Below are 15,802 nucleotides of genomic sequence, written 5' to 3' on the forward strand. Positions count from 1 at the left end.
TCAAGTCGTGGATGCGCCACACGTCGGGTGGGAACAACTCGAGGAGGACGGCGGTTGAGTGCAGTAAGGTAGTTGACAAATCAACTACATGACCGAGAGGGGTTACCGTGCCCGCCGTAACCGTCGACAACGTTCTCGCTCTTCCCCGCGTCGAAGAGCCCGTACCCGACGCGCTCTCGCGTCCCGTCCTGTCGGTGACCACCCCTCCGCGCGGCTTCGAAGGCGAAGGCTTCCCCGTCCGCCGTGCATTCGCGGGCATCGAAACGAAGTACCTCGACCCGTTCATCCACATGGATCAGATGGGCGAAGTGAACTACGCACCCGGCGAACCGAAAGGCACGCCCTGGCATCCGCACCGCGGCTTCGAGACCGTCACCTACATGATCGACGGCATCATGCAGCACCGCGACTCCCACGGAGGCGGCGGCACCATCGGTGGCGGCGACACCCAGTGGATGACCGCGGGCAGCGGCATCCTGCACATCGAAGCACCACCGGAACACCTGGTGGTCAGCGGCGGACTGTTCCACGGCGTGCAGCTGTGGGTGAATCTGCCCAAAGCCGAGAAGTTCGTCGCCCCGCGGTACCAGGACATCGGCGGCGGCGAGGTCGTCCTGCTGTCCTCGGCCGACGGCGGCGCGCTCATCCGGGTGATCGCCGGAGAGCTCGACGGGCACCGCGGCCCCGGTTCGACGCACACGCCGATCACCCTGCTGCACGCGACCGTGGCGCCGGGAGCGAGCGTCACCCTGCCGTGGAACCCCGAATTCAACGCCCTGGCATACGTGCTCGCCGGCGATGGCGCGGTCGGACCGGAACACCGTCCGATCCGCACCGGACAGACGGCCGTCTTCGGCAGGGGTGAGAGCCTGACGATCTCTGCTGCCGCGACGCAGGATTCGCGCACCGACGCCCTCGAGGTGTTCGTGCTCGGCGGCAAGCCGATTCGTGAACGCGTTGTCATGGCCGGTCCGTTCGTCATGAACACCCGCGCCGAGATCATCGAGGCGATGGAGGACTTCCAGGCCGGGCGATTCGGTTCCATTCCCGCCGTGCGCCCCTCAGACGGGAAGGCATAGACGGGTAGTTGCGATTCGGGTGGTTCAGGCCCCGGAAAGCGGGTCGAAGCCACCCGAATCGTCTATCCACTGTGGTCCACGAAGCGATCGCCGACGAGCACGGGCACGGTCGCACTCCGATCAGCCTCCGCCGCCACAGCGAGGGTTCACGCCCCTATCCTCACACATGCCACGAATCCGGTGTTCCCGACCGCGCTGAGCGAGGTCGAGAACACCAAATCGTCGGCCGCGCCGCTTCTACGCCAGCGCCAACGCTACGAGCGCGATCAGCGACGGCACGCTCTGGCAGAGCGACCCCACCACCCCGGCTCCCCGTGGACGGCTCATCGCCATCCGGTCCGAGACGAACAATGCAATGCCGGCCAGGAACATGAACGAGCACGTGTAGACGACGAGGGTGCGGCCCGGCGTCTCGTGGCCGGTCCACCACAGGATCACGCCGGCGAGCGCTCCGGATCCGAGGAAGAGGTTGTAGAAGCCGACGTTGAACGCCCACATCCGCACCGGCTGGACGTCCTCGGTCGGGATGCGGAACACGTCCCGGTGGATGCTCGGACGGCGAAACAGGATCGTCTCCCACACGAAGACCAGCAGGTGCACCGCAGCAGCGACCAGGGCCGCGAGTTGCGCAACGACGATCAAGGCGAGACCTCCTCGGCGAATCGGATGCCGTAGCGGGTGGCGATCTGCCCGAACCTGCTCATCAGCGCGTCCTCGGGCAGGTGCTGCTCCCCCAGCGCGTCGAGGTCGGTGAAGAAACCGCTCATCCCGGTTCCGGAGCAGACGAGGAGAAAGACCGCGTCGTCGGTGAGCACCGAGAAGGTGTTCACCGTGCCCGCCGCGATGGTGAGCGTGTCACCGGCGGCGAGTTCGCAACCCTCGCCGTCGAGGAGGACGAGGATCCGGCCGCGCAACAGATGATAGGTCTTGGGCCAAGGCTCGGAGTGCAGCGGCGGTGGGGTGCCGCAGGGCGCCTCGACCAGCATGACCTCGTAAGCGTCGCCGGTGTGTTCACCGGACGACAGCACGGTGACGACGGCATCCGGCACCGACAATCGCCTGCCCGTACCGGCCCGTTCGAGATGAATCGTGGACACAACTGCGACGCTATGGACCCGGAAACAGCTGAACCATCCCCTGAATCGGGGATGCTCCCGTCTTCCGGATCCGGCGCATACTGAGTTCATGCTCGAAGTGCGGGCGGAGCGGCTACGCCGCGAGATCCTGGAGTTCGCAGGCACCGGCGCCGGCGTCACCGAACTGCATCGGCGCGCCATCGAACTGGTCGATCACACCGTACGAAGCGACCTGACGTGCTGGGCACTGTTCGATCCCCTGACCCTGGCATTCGGTTCGATGACCAGTGGGCGCAACCGCATTCCCTCCGAATACGAGCCATTACTCGCCGAATCGGAATGCGGTGGACACGATCCCGCAACCTTCGCAGACATCGCCCGCAGTGGACGAACGGTGGTGCGGGCCTCGGATCTACCGTCGACCGACCTCGCCCACAGCCTCCGGCACGCTGCGGTATGGCGCCCACTCGGACTCGACCGTGAGGCGCGGGTCGTCTTCACGGTGGACGGGTTGTGTTGGGGAGCGGCGGGTTTCGTCCGGTCGGGTCCGGACTTCACGGAGCGGGAACTGGAGTTCCTGACGATGGTCGCGCCGGCGGTGGCGGTCGCGACCCGAGCGGCCGCCGTCCACACCCTGCACGCACGCCGCGGAGCCGATCCCGGTCCGGCGGTGATCGTGACGGATCCTGCGGGTGAGCCGGTCGCATCGACGGTCGCGGCGCGGGCCTGGGAGGAACGGCTCGCCGGTCCCGTGCGACTCGCACTGCTGTTGCGGGCGGCAACATTCGGGGCTCGGGCGAGTACGACCGGGGTGTTCCGGGCACGTATCCGCAACGACGGCGGAGGCTGGATCGTCGTCCGTGCGGCGCCGTTGAGCGCCGACGGCGACGAGGCCCGCACGGCGGTCACGATCGAACCCGCGGCCGACAGTGAACTCACAGACATGTTGTTCGCCGCGTACGCGCTGACCGCCCGCGAGTGCGAAGTGTGCACCGACGTGCTGAACGGACTGTCGACGGCCGAGATCGCTCGGCACCGGGGCATCACGCCGAACACGGTGCACGACCATCTCAAATCCGTCTATGCGAAGACAGGGGCGGGTAGTCGCGCGGAACTCGTCGCTCGGTTGGCCGGCCGGCAGATGCCCCGACCGTCCCTGTCGCCCCCATACACGCCGACGATCAGGTCCGCGCACTGAGCGATCACGCTCACTACACATTGAGCGGGGTCGCTCGTTGTATGCCACAGTGCCACTCGGTGCATGCAGCTGCCACGCCCGAAATCCCTCTGTTCCAGAGCAGGTGACGTCGGCCCGTTGTTTTTTGCACCTTGTTGCACATAGTCTGGCGTGAGAGGGACCGCCCTAGACGAAGAAGGAACACACCATGACGCTGCCACCGATCCTGTCCGGCCCGCTGAGCCTGCCCCTGGTCGCTTCCCCGATGTTCATCGTGTCGGGACCGGAACTGGTGTCCGCCCAGTGCCAGGCCGGAGTCGTCGGGTCGTTCCCGGCACTCAACGCCCGTCCCCAGTCGATGCTTGTCGACTGGCTGCAGCAGATCACCGAGAGCAACGCCGACTACGCGGTGCGCCACCCCGAGGAGTACGTCGCGCCGTTCGCCGTCAACCAGATCGTGCACCGCTCCAACGAGCGGCTCGAGCAGGACCTCGAGGTGATCGTCGAGCATCGGGTCCCCATTGTGATCACCTCGCTCGGTGCCCGAGAGGAGGTCAACGAGGCTGTTCACTCCTACGGCGGCATCGTCCTCCACGACGTGATCTCGAACGAGTTCGCGCACAAGGCGATCGACAAGGGCGCGGACGGCATCGTCGCCGTCGCCGCAGGCGCCGGCGGCCACGCCGGGACGCAGTCACCGTTCGCATTGCTCCAGGAGATCCGCCGGTGGTTCGACGGCCCCCTGCTGCTGTCCGGCTCCATCGCCCACGGCCGCTCGATCCTCGCTGCCCAGGCCGCCGGTGCCGACCTCGCCTACGCCGGCACAGCCTTCCTCGCCACCGAGGAGGCCCGCAGCGCCGACGACTACAAGAACATGATCGTCGACAGCACCGCCAAGGACATCGTCTACAGCAACCTGTTCACCGGCGTGCACGGCAACTACCTGCGGGGAAGCATCGTCGCCGCCGGACTCGACCCCGACGACCTCCCCGAGTCCGATCCGTCCGCCATGAACTTCGGGTCCGGTGGCAACACCGGCGCCAAGGCCTGGCGCGACATCTGGGGCGCCGGCCAGGGCCTCGGCGCGATCGAGTCCGTCGTCCCCGCCCGCGAGCTCGTCCAACGACTCCGCGACGAGTACGAGCTGGCGTGGACGTCCCTCGAACGACGCCGAGTCGCCATGATCGACGCCGGATAGCGTGACCTAGGCTGACGCGGTGTCTCTCAGGTTCGCCATCCTCACCGCACTGGTCGAGCGCGACAGCACCGGACTGGAACTGACGCGGCGCTTCGACCGGTCGATCGGGTACTTCTGGCCCGCGACCCACCAGCAGATCTACCGAGAACTGGACCGGATGCGGGCGGGCGACCTGATCCGTGAAGTCCCGACGGACGGAAAACCCGGTCGCGGTCAGCCCCGACGTTTCACCATCACAGCGGACGGTCGCCGACTGCTGCGCGGCTGGATCTCCGAGATCGAGGATCCGGACGTGGTGCGCTCCGGTGTCTCCGTGCGCCTGCGCGCGGCCGCGGCGCTCGACGATCCCGACGCCGCGCGTCCCGCGCTGGAACATCAACGCGCCTACCGGACGGCGATGCTCGAGCAGTATCGCGCCATCGAGCAACGCGACTTCGTCGAGGTCCGGGGCGACGCGCGGAGCACCCTGCAACATCTCGTGCTCCGCCTCGGCATCCTCCTCGAAGAAACGTGGCTGACCTGGCTGGACGAGGCGCTCGACACGATCGACCGGCTCGACCCGACACCGGATTCCTCCGCCGACCGCAGCGGAACGGTCCCGTAGACCGGAACACGAGAACCGGGCCGAGGCGTACCACGCGAGGGAGGTCGGCTTGTCTACACGGATGCAGGTCTACCTGTCACGGTGCGTTTCCGGCCTCAGGGTCGACTGCCGTCAGCGCGGTGATCAAGGTCCGACTCGGCCGCATCACGGCCACGGTCTTGTCCCTGTCCGGCCGGTAGTAGCCGCCGATGTCGACCGGCGCGCCCTGCACCTCGTTCAACTCTCGCACGATCGTGTCCTCGTCCCTGGCCAGTGCCTCGGCCAGCGGGGCGAACTGTTCTGCGAGTTCCGGATCCTCGGTCTGCGCGGCAAGCTCCTGTGCCCAGTACATCGCGAGGTAGAACTGGCTGCCCCGGTTGTCGAGCTCGCCGACCTTGCGCGACGGGCTCTTGTTCGTCTCCAGCAGCTTGCCGGTCGCTGCATCGAGCGCGTTCGCCACGATCTTGGCGCGCTCGTTGCCGGTCTTGATGCCGAGGTCCTCCAGGCTTACGGCCAACGCCAGGAACTCACCGAGCGAATCCCAGCGCAGGTGGTTCTCCTCCACCAACTGCTTGACGTGCTTGGGCGCCGACCCGCCGGCGCCCGTCTCGTAGAGGCCGCCACCCGCCATCAGCGGCACGATCGACAGCATCTTGGCGCTCGTACCGAGCTCGAGGATGGGGAACAGGTCGGTGAGGTAGTCACGCAGGATGTTGCCGGTCGCGGCGATGGTGTCCATTCCGCGGTTCAGCCGCTCCAGCGTGTACCGCATCGAGCGCACCTGCGACATGATGTGGATGTCGAGGCCATCGGTGTCATGATCCTGCAGGTACAGCTCGACCTTCTTGATCAACTCGTTCTCGTGGGGGCGGTACGGGTCGAGCCAGAACAGGACCGGCATACCGGAGTTGCGTGCCCGGGTGACCGCGAGCTTGACCCAGTCGCGGATCGGCGCGTCCTTGACGGTGCACATGCGCCAGATGTCACCCGCCTCGACGTGCTGGGTGAGCAGCACCTCACCGGTCTCGGCATCGACGAAGTTGGCCTCGCCCGCCTCCGGAACTTCGAAGGTCTTGTCGTGCGAGCCGTACTCCTCGGCCTTCTGCGCCATGAGACCGACGTTGGGAACGGTACCCATGGTCGTCGGGTCGAACGCGCCGTTGGTCTTACAGAAGTTGATGATCTCCTGGTAGATGCGCGCGAAAGTGGACTCCGGCATGACCGCCTTGACGTCCTTGGGTCGTCCGTCGGCGCCGTACATCTTGCCGCCCGAGCGAATCATTGCGGGCATCGAGGCATCCACGATGACATCGCTGGGGGAATGGAAGTTGGAGATGCCGCGTGCGGAATCGACCATGGCCAATTCGGGACGGTGCTCATGGCAGTTGTGCAGGTCCTGCTTGATTTCGTCGCGCTGCGTACTGGGCAGCGTCTCGATCTTGTCGTACAGGTCGCCGAGACCGTTGTTGACGTTGACGCCCAATTCGTCGAACAGCTTCTGATGCTTGGCGAAGGCGTCCTTGTAGAAGGTCTTCACCGCGTGGCCGAAGACAATGGGGTGCGAGACCTTCATCATCGTCGCCTTGACGTGAAGGGAGAACATCACGCCCGTCTTGCGCGCATCCTCCATCTGCTCCTCGTAGAACTCGAGCAACGCCTTCTTGCTCATGAACATGCTGTCCATGATGTCGCCCTCACCCAGCTCCACTTCGGGCTTGAGGACGATCGTCTCGCCATCCTTGGTGACCAGCTCCATCCGGACCTTGCGCGCCCGGTCCAGCGTCATCGACTTCTCGCCGTGGTAGAAGTCGCCGTGCCGCATGTGCGCGACGTGGCTGCGTGAGGCCATCGACCACTCGCCCATGCTGTGCGGGTGTTTACGGGCGTACTCCTTCACCGCCCGGGGTGCGCGCCGATCGGAGTTGCCTTCACGCAGGACAGGGTTGACCGCACTGCCGAGAATCTTGCCGTAGCGCTCCCGGATGGCACGCTCTTCGTCCGTCTTCGGGGCGTCCGGGAAATCCGGGACCTGGTAGCCCTTACTCTGCAGTTCCTTGATGGCAGCCAGGAGCTGCGGCACGGACGCACTGATGTTGGGCAGCTTGATGATGTTGGTCTCGGGCAGTTGCGTCAGACGACCCAGCTCGGCCAGGTTGTCCGGGACGCGCTGCTCTTCCGTGAGGTGCTCGGGGAACTCGGCCAGGATCCGCGCCGGCACCGAGATGTCGCTGGTCTCGACCTCGATGCCCGCGGCTCCAGCGAAGGTACGCACGATCGGCAGGAAGGCGTAGGTCGCAAGCAACGGCGCCTCGTCGGTCAACGTATAGATAATGGTCGACTGCTTGTCGGCGCTCATTCTTGTCTCGACTCCCTACGTCGGTCCGGTCCGCCTCACGAAATGCTCCGCGTGCGGGATTGCATCGGGTATCAGGCTACGTGCGAGAACTCGAGAACGACATTTACTCGCCGGTAACTCGAACTCCGCCGACAGGCTTCGACGGCCCCTCGGGGGCCCAACCGTCGACCTCATGTCCGCTCGCGACCGAGAACGCCGCAGTCCTGCGAGCCACCGCTTCGATGGCCCCTCGACCTGCCGTAACGCGGGTGCGACCGGCGCACAGCATCGCCGTCAGGAAAGTAGTCTTCACAAGCAGTGGGAAGACTACTGTCACAAGCGATTCCGTTGTCGAACCGGACTGCGATCCCTCGTCCGTCCGATCGCGGCTCGAATGCCGACGCCGGAAGATGCTGTCGGCGGGGACGATCGTTCCGTCGAGAATCGAGGTTCGTCGATCGTTGCTTGGGGGAGACGACCGCGGACCCGAGAGGGAACCGCACGCCTGCGTCCCGATGAAGTACTTCACATTTCTCGCCGACGACTCGACCCGAGCGTTTACCGACAGGAGCCCGCCACTACTCCGACATCAATCGCAGGCGGGCGCGGGAACATCCTCGAACAGCGGCGACCCGATCGGCACGAGGTACACCACGTCGAGGATCACCGGTTCCGTGCCGAGATTGCGACCGACGTGCAGATGGTCCGGACCCGAGGGCTCGTTGATGAAATCACCGGTCTCGAACATGACAGGCTCGCAGTCTCCTTCAGGATGCGTCAAGGTGCCGGCCCGCACGATGCCGAGCACGGGACCATCGTGATAGTGCCAACCGGTGCTACCGCCCGGTTCGATGGTGATCTCCCGGGCCACGGCGTGCACGCCGTCGGGTACGAACGGCAGCAGTCCCAGTGGCACCTCGATGTCCACCCATGTCACCCCTGAGATGCCCTCGCTCGGAGTGGCGTAGGCCCACCCGGGTATCGCCACCGCTACTGCACATGCCGTCGCCGCGAGTACACCCTGCACAGAGCGCTTCATGCGCACGGACGCTACCGTCTACACGACACTGCTGCAGGACAGCTCGCATTGCGACCCGCTCGCCTGCACCCGCGTCACTGTCGCCGGGTACGTCGAGCGGCCCGAAGGCGAGGAACTGGCCGCCGCGCGCGAAGCCCACCTGGCCGCTGTCCCCGGGACCCGCGTGTACATCGATTTCAGCGACTTCACGCTCTGGGTTCTTCGGGTTCGGCGCGTGCGCTGGGTCGGTGGGTACGGGCGGATGGATCCGGCCACCGCCGAGGACTATGCCGAAGCATTGCCGGATTCTGTGACCCCGTCGGCAGCTCGTGCGATCGCGCATTTCAACGACGATCACGCCGACGCGCTGCTGGCGATGGCCCGGAAGCTCGGCGGGTTCCCGGATGCGACGGCGGCAACCTGTGTCGGAGCCGACCGATACGGCCTCGACCTCGATGTCACCACGCCGCGTGGGCGAGCCATGACGCATGCCCGCTATCTGTCACCGCCCGACTCCGACTACGAATTGCGCTCAGCAACAGTTGCTTTGGCTCGCGCGGCGCACCGCCAGACCGTCGTGGACACGTCCGTCTGCATCGACGTCGGCGGCGAGGGCGACACGGTAGTCGAGTCCCGCCTCGTTCACCGTGACGCCGTGGGCCGACAGGTGCAGGTCGTGCCGGGCGGCGAGCGCGAGGGCGTCGGTGACATCGAAGGGTCTCATGCGGTTCACGCTCTCTTCGCCGCGTCGTTCCGGTCCACCGATATCCTCGGACGGTCGTGGCGGCCCACGTGCTGCTACAGGCGGGGAACAGGTCGGCCCCACGCGCGTGTCCTGCCCGCGAATCGCCGCCCACTCGTGGCAATGTCCACAGAATGCATCCGTACGACCAGGGGTTCGAGCCTCCGCAAGCGTGCTCCGAGTGGTGCCGGGCACGCTCGTTCGACCTGCAGGTGCTCGACGAGGGCGTCACTGTCGACCTCAAATGGTGGAACAGCCACCTCGAACGGACCGGGCACGATATCCGCCTCCGGGGACGGAATCTCGACGGACGGATCATCGACGACGGCGACGCGATCGTCCAACGCAACGACCTCCGCCTCGACAGTGAACTGATCGAAGCCGACCACGCCGGTCTGGGGCTGTTGTTCCTGTGCGCGGCCTGGCGCAGCGCACATCCGCGACGACGCGGTGCCCGACGTTTTCCGGACGTCCGCGACGCACACGCCCCGAAGGACCGGGACCGGTTCACCAAGATCAAGGGAGTCCTCGACTACTGCGCGAAGACCAAGTCGCTACCCGACACCGCGCGGCAGACCTGGTCCGGATGGCCGGACACCCCCGGCGTCGGCGTATCGCTCCTGGCGACCTATCTGTGGGCGGTCGAGGTGCGGACCGAGGCGGGCCCGGCGCAACTTCTCGATCAGCACGCGGTGTCGACGCTCATCCACGAAGGGTGGCTCGAGGATCCGTCGGTCGCCGACTTCACGCTGCGGCGCTATCACCGGTACCTCGAACTCCTCAACATGTGGGCGTCGTTGATCGCCACGCGTCCGGAGATGGTCGAGATGTGGCTCGTCGACCGGTGGCACGCCCGAATCTGCGAAGCCCGGGACGGGTCGCACGCGACTCCGCGATTGTTCTGATCCTCTTGGGCGTCGCGGTGAGGCCGCCCGAATCGTCCCGTGGAGGCTGATGCACACTCGCAGAATGGGGTCACCGACTACGACGAGCATCACCATGACGACCGGCGCGCAGCCGATTCCACAGCCGCGATGGAGACTTCCGCTGGTGGGTGATCTGCTCAGCATCGACGTGGCCAAGCCGGTTCAGCGTGAGATGCAGATGGCACAGGAACTCGGTGGGATCTTCGAACGCAAGATCCTCCAGCACCGGCTGATCGTGGTCTCCGGCGCCGATCTGGTGCGCGAGGTCAACGACGAGGAGAAGTGGGCGAAGTTCCTCGGCAAGCCGCTGCGCAAGCTTCGTGTCATCGCCGGCGACGGCCTGTTCACCGCGTTCAACTCCGAACCGAACTGGAGCAAAGCCCACAACATCCTCGGGCCTGGCTTCAGCCAGGCCGCGATGCGCGGCTATCACGACTCGATGCTCACCGTCGTCGACCGACTGGTCGACAGCTGGGACAGCGCAGCGGCCGACGGCGAGTATGTGGACGTGCCGAAGAGCATGACGTCGCTGACCTTCGACGTCATCGGCCGGTGCGGCTTCAGCTACGACTTCGACTCGTTCGGCCGCACCGAACCCGATCCGTTCATCGCGGCGATGAGCCGGGCGCTCGAGTACATCAACCGCTCGTCGAACGACATCCCCATCCTCCGGACACTGTTCGGCCGCAGTGCCAGGGAGCAGCATGAACACGACATCGCGCTGATGCAGGAGACGGTCGATCGCATCGTCGAGGAGCGGATGCGCTCCGGCGAGCAGCACGGCGATCTGCTGGACCTGATGATGCACACCGTCGATCCCGACACCGGCGAGCAGCTCGACCGTGAATCGATCCGCAATCAGGTGCTGACCTTCCTGGTCGCGGGTAACGAGACCACCGCGGCCACCCTGGGGTTCGCGGTCCATTTCCTGAGCCGACATCCCGAGGTGGTGGCGAAGGCGCGGGCCGAGATCGCCGAGGTCGTCGGTGCCGACGGTCGGATCGGGTACGAGCAGGTCGCCAAGCTGCGGTATGTGCGGCGGGTGGTGGACGAGACGCTGCGGTTGTGGCCGGCCGCCCCGGGTTATTTCCGCAAGGTACGCGGTGAGACCACCCTCGGCGGACGGACGCTGCCGAAGGGTTCGTGGGTGTTCGTGCTGTTGCCGCAACTGCACCGCGACCCGCTGTGGGGCGACGATCCCGAGCGGTTCGACCCGGACCGGTTCGAGCCCGCGGCCGTGCGCAAACGGCCGGCGCACATCTTCGAACCGTGGGGCACCGGCATCCGGGCCTGTATCGGTCGGCAGTTCGCGCTGCACGAGGCGGTGCTCACGCTCGCGTCGCTGATCCGGCGGTACGACTTCGCTCCGGAACCGGGCTACGAACTCGACGTTCACGAGGCGATCACATTGAAGCCCCGTGACCTACGGGTGCGGCTCTCCCCCGCCTGATCCGTCGCGTCGCCCCGGCAAGAGGGACGGCCGTCGGGTCGTCGACAGAGGCTGGCCGATCGGTGGCGACGAGCACGGCGATCCTTCCGATCATGCACTGAAGGACCACACGTCATCGCTCTATGCTCGGACGATGTTCCTTCTCTTCGGCTTCGGCACCAAGCGACAGAATCTCGGTCCAGGGCAGAACCGGACGTGTCCGCGCTGCCACAACACCACGCAGTGGCTCCGGATCCGGGAGTCCAAGCAGTTCACGCTGTTCTTCGTGCCGGTCGCGCGGTGGGGCCGCCGACAGTTGGAGCAGTGCGGGATCTGCGGTACCGCCGTGGAGATGTGAGCCCGGTCAGTCGGGATCGGCGAAGGCCACGAACGTCCTCGGCTGCCGTTCGGAGACGTGCCGTCGTCCAGGCACCGCCCGCCTCCGGCGTGCAGACCGTGACCGAACCGTTATAGTCGGCGTCGTGACTACAGTTCTCGGTGTCTCGGTCGGTGCCAGCGCGGTGCGCTTTGCGCGACGTGACACCGGGAGCCTCGACAGCCCCGTCTTCGGATCCCACTCGATGCCCGCCCTGCTCGACCGGCCGGCCGAGCTGGCCGCGGAGTCCATCGAGACGATGCTCGCCGAGACCGACGAGATCGAGCAGGTGCGCGCCATCGGCGTCGCCTACCAGAACGAGACGCAGGCCGATTTCGTCCAGGGCGCGATGAGCCGACTGGACATCGACAACTTCCGGCTCGTCCCGGAAGTGACCGCCGCGCTCGAAATGCTGGAAACCACAGGAGATCTCGACGACCACGAGACACTCGTGTTCTACGACCTCGGCAGCTCGGGCCTCACCGTCACCGTCGTCGATCGGGGCACCCGCATCGCATTGAGCACGGCACGCTCGGACCGGATCAGCGGCGACCTCGTCGACCACCTGATCTACGACCACCACGTCGAACTGCAGCGCTTCGCCGAGCCGGCCGACATGGCGGCGCAGCGGGCCCTCACCGCCCGGTGCCGCGACGCGAAGGAGCAGCTGTCCTCGAAGGACGCGGTGTGCATGCCCGGCGAGGGGGGTCTGCTACTGCTCTCGCAGGCCAGCTTCGATTCGCTCATCGACGGACCCGTGAAGGCCTCGGCCCGCCTCACCCTCGACGTCATCCGCCGCTCGGGACGCACTCCCGACGCTGCGGTGCTCATCGGAGGCGGAGCGAACATTCCACTGGTCACCGCCGTGATGGAGTCGTGGCTCGACATTCCGGTGATCGTGCCCTCGCAGCCCGAACTCGTGGCGGCGGAAGGCGCGGCGCTCCTCGCCCGCCCGGACACTGCGAAGGTCGTCGAGACGGCGGAGTTCGCTGCGCCGACGGAGTTCACCGAGACCGCACAGTTCGCCCCGCAGCTGGTCGCGCCGGACGCACCGACCGCAAGCTTCGCTGCCCCCGACATCCGGCAGGAGACCGAGACGCCCGCGCAGCCGCGGAACCGTCGACGCTTCCTGCTCGCCGGTGGTGCCGTCGTCGTCGCAGCGGCGATCGGCCTCGGTGTCGACCTGCTGCAGAGTTCCGGTCGCGATCCGCAGCCCACCTCCACGCACCAGGAGACGCAGGAGCCACCGGCGCAACCGGCAGCGGAACCGCGGCCCACGACCACCACGGACGCATCGCCCGCGCCGGAAACCGTCCCGGCAGTGTCGGACGAGCAGTCGACGGCCATCGATCGCAGCGAGACCCGCAGCACCTACCGGCCGCAGACGACGGCGGAGACCTCCGCGCAGGTCCCCATCACCACCGGCGCGCAGGACGATGCGGCAGCCGACACCTCGGTGCCGTCACTCGAACCGGAGCCGGCCCCGATGGTCCCCGGGCTCCCCCAGTTCGAGCTGCCGACGCTGCCGCCGCCTCCGCAGATCCAGCTCCCGCAGCTGCCCAGCATTCCCGGGTTCTGATCAATCAGCCGCAGACCGCCGGGGTGCGGCGCGCCGTCTCAGGTTCCGGATGAGGCAGCAGTCGCTGCCACCACCGGGCCACCCGCGGACTAGGAATCAGTCGCGCGATATGGAACCGGTTCGTCTCGGGTCCGGTGCGAACCGGCGACGCGGGCGGCAGGATCCGCTTCCGCGGAGGCGGACGGCCGGGGACCGACCGTGGCCGCGGAGACCTTCGAGGCGCTGGGGGCACTCGCCGACGCGGCCGATGCCCACGCCCTGGCCCCGATCGCGTACCGCGACCACGCCGACACCCAACGGTCCGTCGAAGCCGCCGCCGCGGCCGCGGCACTGGCTGCGCGATGCGATTGCGCCTCGTCGCCTGCGCTGGACGAAGCGGCCCGCCCACTCCCCCTGACCAGCCGGGAACGGGAGTTCGCCGCCATGGTCACCGCCGGGCTGTCCAACCGGCAGATCGCCGACCGGCTCGTGGTGCCGGTCGGCACCGTCGAGGGGCACATCTACCGGGCGTGCACCGAACTCGACGTCTCCGACCGCACGGAGCTCGCCGAGTTGATGCGCGACACCGGCCGGCGCTAGCGCGACCTCCGGTTCATCCCATCGACTTCGATCCGTCGAGGGACTCGCGGATGATGTCGGCGTGTCCGGCGTGCTGCGTCGTCTCGGCGACGATGTGCAGCAGCGCGCGACGCACCGACCAGGCGTCCTCGATGTTCCAGGGGGCCTTGGGGAGTTCGTGGACGACGTCCAGCGACGGCAGCGTGCGCACCAACTCGTCGGTTCGGGCCGCCACCTCGTCGTAAGCGCGCAGCGCACCTTCGAGGGTCTCACCGGGCTGCAGCTGGAAGTCCTTGTCGCGTTCGGCGAAATCCTCTTCGGTCCACTCGGTGAAATCCTTCTCCATGTAGTCGGCTCCGACCACGAGGAAATCCGCCCAACCCCGCTCGACCTCGGTGACGTGCTTGATGAGACCACCGATCGTCAAGTTGCTCACCGTCGTTCGCTGCGACGCGTGTTCGGTGGTGAGATCGCGGGCCGTGAACCGCAGGAAGTGCCGAGCGTGGGCGAGGCTCGACAGCAGATCCCGGCGTTCCTGGTCGAGAGTCGGGGTGGCGTTCCGGGTGGTGGTGCTCTCGGGCATCGGGTGCTCCTCGTCGTCGTGATCCGGCAAGATCTACGCTACGAGCCATTGGTGCCAGTTCCTGTCACTTATAGGTCGGCAGGTGCGGAAGAATGAGGTCATGTCCGACACGAGCTCCCGCATCCTGCGGCTTCTGTCGCTGTTGCAGACCCACCGCTACTGGCTCGGCGCCGAACTCGCCGACCGGATGGGCGTCTCGTTGCGCACCCTGCGCCGCGACATCGAACGGCTCCGCGATCTCGGATATCCGGTGCGGTCCGATCGCGGGGTCGGCGGTGGGTATCAGCTCGCGCCGGGCGCGTCGTTGCCACCACTGGCTCTCGACGACGACGAAGCGGTCGCGCTCGCGGTCGGCCTACTCACCGCGGCCCAGACCTCGATCACCGGGATCGCCGAGATCTCCGTGCGCGCGCTGGCCAAGGTCATCCAGGTGATGCCGCCGCGACTGCGACGCCAGGTGGAGGCGATCGATGCGGCGACGGTCTCCGCCGACATCCCCTGGGCGACCCGCGCGACCGATTCGCAGCAACTCGTCACCGTCGCGCGCGCCTGCCGCGACGACGAACGCATCGTCTTCGAGTACACCGCCGCCGACGGCACCGCGACGGGCCGGCGCGTCGAACCCCGGCAGCTCGTCTCCCTCGGGCGACGCTGGTATCTCGTCGGCTACGACCTCGACCGCGGTGACTGGCGCAGCTTCCGGCTCGACCGCATGGCCGAGACCACGGCCACCGGGATGCGTTTCCGACAACGCGAGCTGCCCGGCGGCGACGCCGCGGCCTTCGTCGAACGCGGCATCCGCAGCCGCTCCCAGGTGAAGGTCAGCGCCGAACTGGAGGCGTCGGAGCACGAGGTGCGCCGCCGGATCGGTCAGTGGGCCGAGGTGATCGCGATCGACTCCGAACGGTGCCGGATCGAGGTGGACGCCGACAGCATGGACTGGGCGGTATTCGCCGTGGGTATGTCCGGTGGGCGGCTGCTCGGCGCGTCGCCACCGGAGTTCGTCGAGTACCTGGAGAACTGGTCGAATCGGCTGGTCACCGCCGACGAACACTCGAAGTGACCATCCATCCGGCGCTATGACACATCCCACAATCGGCAGGGCATCGGAATGCCGTCGGGGGTGGGGGTGGTTGCGCCACC

The 15,802-nt window shown here is 67.0% G+C and carries 16 protein-coding genes and 1 pseudogene; 11 read left to right on the forward strand and 6 right to left on the reverse strand.

The features are described from left to right. Positions 1-107 precede the first annotated feature (107 nt). Positions 108-1,079: a pirin family protein gene (locus NVV99_RS01390; RefSeq protein WP_024100905.1), complete on the forward strand. Its 972-nt coding sequence runs from the start codon at positions 108-110 to the stop codon at positions 1,077-1,079. Positions 1,080-1,316: 237 nt separating this feature from the next. On the opposite strand, the gene NVV99_RS01395 is transcribed toward NVV99_RS01390, so the two are convergent. Then, entirely contained in the window at positions 1,317-1,721 is a 405-nt protein-coding gene (locus NVV99_RS01395) for a DUF1304 domain-containing protein (protein ID WP_024100904.1), read from the reverse strand. Beyond that, positions 1,718-2,176, reverse strand: coding sequence for a hypothetical protein (locus NVV99_RS01400; protein ID WP_024100903.1), 459 nt, complete (start codon positions 2,174-2,176; stop codon positions 1,718-1,720). The genes NVV99_RS01395 and NVV99_RS01400 overlap by 4 nt, the downstream gene beginning before the upstream one ends. A gap of 88 nt (positions 2,177-2,264) precedes the next feature. On the opposite strand from NVV99_RS01400, the gene NVV99_RS01405 reads away from it, so the two are divergent. From NVV99_RS01405 to NVV99_RS01415, 3 genes are all read left to right on the forward strand, one after another. Next, a complete protein-coding gene (locus NVV99_RS01405) occupies positions 2,265-3,353 on the forward strand; it encodes a helix-turn-helix transcriptional regulator (protein WP_024100902.1) in 1,089 nt (362 codons plus the stop codon). Between the two features lie 187 nt (positions 3,354-3,540). Further along, a complete protein-coding gene (locus NVV99_RS01410) occupies positions 3,541-4,530 on the forward strand; it encodes a nitronate monooxygenase family protein (RefSeq protein ID WP_024100901.1) in 990 nt (329 codons plus the stop codon). Between the two features lie 19 nt (positions 4,531-4,549). Beyond that, the gene (locus tag NVV99_RS01415; RefSeq protein WP_006552020.1) at positions 4,550-5,134 is read left to right on the forward strand and encodes a PadR family transcriptional regulator; all 585 of its coding nucleotides are present in this window, start codon (positions 4,550-4,552) and stop codon (positions 5,132-5,134) included. Positions 5,135-5,210: 76 nt separating this feature from the next. Here the strand turns inward: NVV99_RS01415 and NVV99_RS01420 are convergent, their stop codons facing one another. Then, entirely contained in the window at positions 5,211-7,469 is a 2,259-nt protein-coding gene (locus tag NVV99_RS01420; RefSeq protein WP_024100900.1) for an NADP-dependent isocitrate dehydrogenase, read from the reverse strand. A gap of 568 nt (positions 7,470-8,037) precedes the next feature. Continuing rightward, entirely contained in the window at positions 8,038-8,487 is a 450-nt protein-coding gene (locus tag NVV99_RS01425) for a cupin domain-containing protein (protein ID WP_024100899.1), read from the reverse strand. A 28-nt stretch (positions 8,488-8,515) separates the two neighbouring features. Between NVV99_RS01425 and NVV99_RS01430 the strand changes: the two are divergent. After that, positions 8,516-9,016 (forward strand): annotated as a pseudogene (locus NVV99_RS01430) (DUF2470 domain-containing protein); the annotation flags it as partial. Here the strand turns inward: NVV99_RS01430 and NVV99_RS01435 are convergent. Then, complete coding sequence (locus NVV99_RS01435) at positions 8,999-9,190, reverse strand: hypothetical protein (RefSeq protein WP_024100898.1); 192 nt, start codon at positions 9,188-9,190, stop codon at positions 8,999-9,001. The pseudogene NVV99_RS01430 and the gene NVV99_RS01435 sit on opposite strands and share 18 nt — an antisense overlap. 152 nt (positions 9,191-9,342) lie before the next feature. Between NVV99_RS01435 and NVV99_RS01440 the strand changes: the two genes are divergently transcribed. From NVV99_RS01440 to NVV99_RS01460, 5 genes are all read left to right on the forward strand, one after another. Continuing rightward, positions 9,343-10,113, forward strand: a complete 771-nt coding sequence (locus NVV99_RS01440) for a hypothetical protein (RefSeq protein WP_019289378.1) — start codon at positions 9,343-9,345, stop codon at positions 10,111-10,113. 64 nt (positions 10,114-10,177) lie between these two features. After that, positions 10,178-11,584, forward strand: coding sequence for a cytochrome P450 (locus NVV99_RS01445; protein WP_242411719.1), 1,407 nt, complete (start codon positions 10,178-10,180; stop codon positions 11,582-11,584). A gap of 133 nt (positions 11,585-11,717) precedes the next feature. Next, positions 11,718-11,921: a zinc-ribbon domain-containing protein gene (locus tag NVV99_RS01450; protein WP_024100896.1), complete on the forward strand. Its 204-nt coding sequence runs from the start codon at positions 11,718-11,720 to the stop codon at positions 11,919-11,921. Between the two features lie 124 nt (positions 11,922-12,045). After that, positions 12,046-13,518, forward strand: coding sequence for an Hsp70 family protein (locus NVV99_RS01455; protein ID WP_024100895.1), 1,473 nt, complete (start codon positions 12,046-12,048; stop codon positions 13,516-13,518). A gap of 198 nt (positions 13,519-13,716) precedes the next feature. Beyond that, positions 13,717-14,097 carry a helix-turn-helix transcriptional regulator gene (locus NVV99_RS01460; RefSeq protein WP_024100894.1) on the forward strand — a complete coding sequence of 127 codons (381 nt, stop codon included), beginning with the start codon at positions 13,717-13,719 and terminating at the stop codon, positions 14,095-14,097. A gap of 13 nt (positions 14,098-14,110) precedes the next feature. Here the strand turns inward: NVV99_RS01460 and NVV99_RS01465 are convergent, their stop codons facing one another. Next, positions 14,111-14,659, reverse strand: coding sequence for a DinB family protein (locus tag NVV99_RS01465; protein ID WP_197539118.1), 549 nt, complete (start codon positions 14,657-14,659; stop codon positions 14,111-14,113). A gap of 100 nt (positions 14,660-14,759) precedes the next feature. Here NVV99_RS01465 and NVV99_RS01470 point away from each other — a divergent pair, with 100 nt between their 5' ends. After that, on the forward strand, positions 14,760-15,722 hold the full coding sequence (locus tag NVV99_RS01470; RefSeq protein ID WP_024100892.1) for a YafY family protein: 963 nt from the start codon (positions 14,760-14,762) through the stop codon (positions 15,720-15,722). Positions 15,723-15,802: the final 80 nt, after the last annotated feature.

This window comes from Rhodococcus sp. PAE-6, from assembly GCF_025290685.1.
In the GTDB taxonomy this organism is placed as follows: domain Bacteria; phylum Actinomycetota; class Actinomycetes; order Mycobacteriales; family Mycobacteriaceae; genus Rhodococcus; species Rhodococcus pyridinivorans.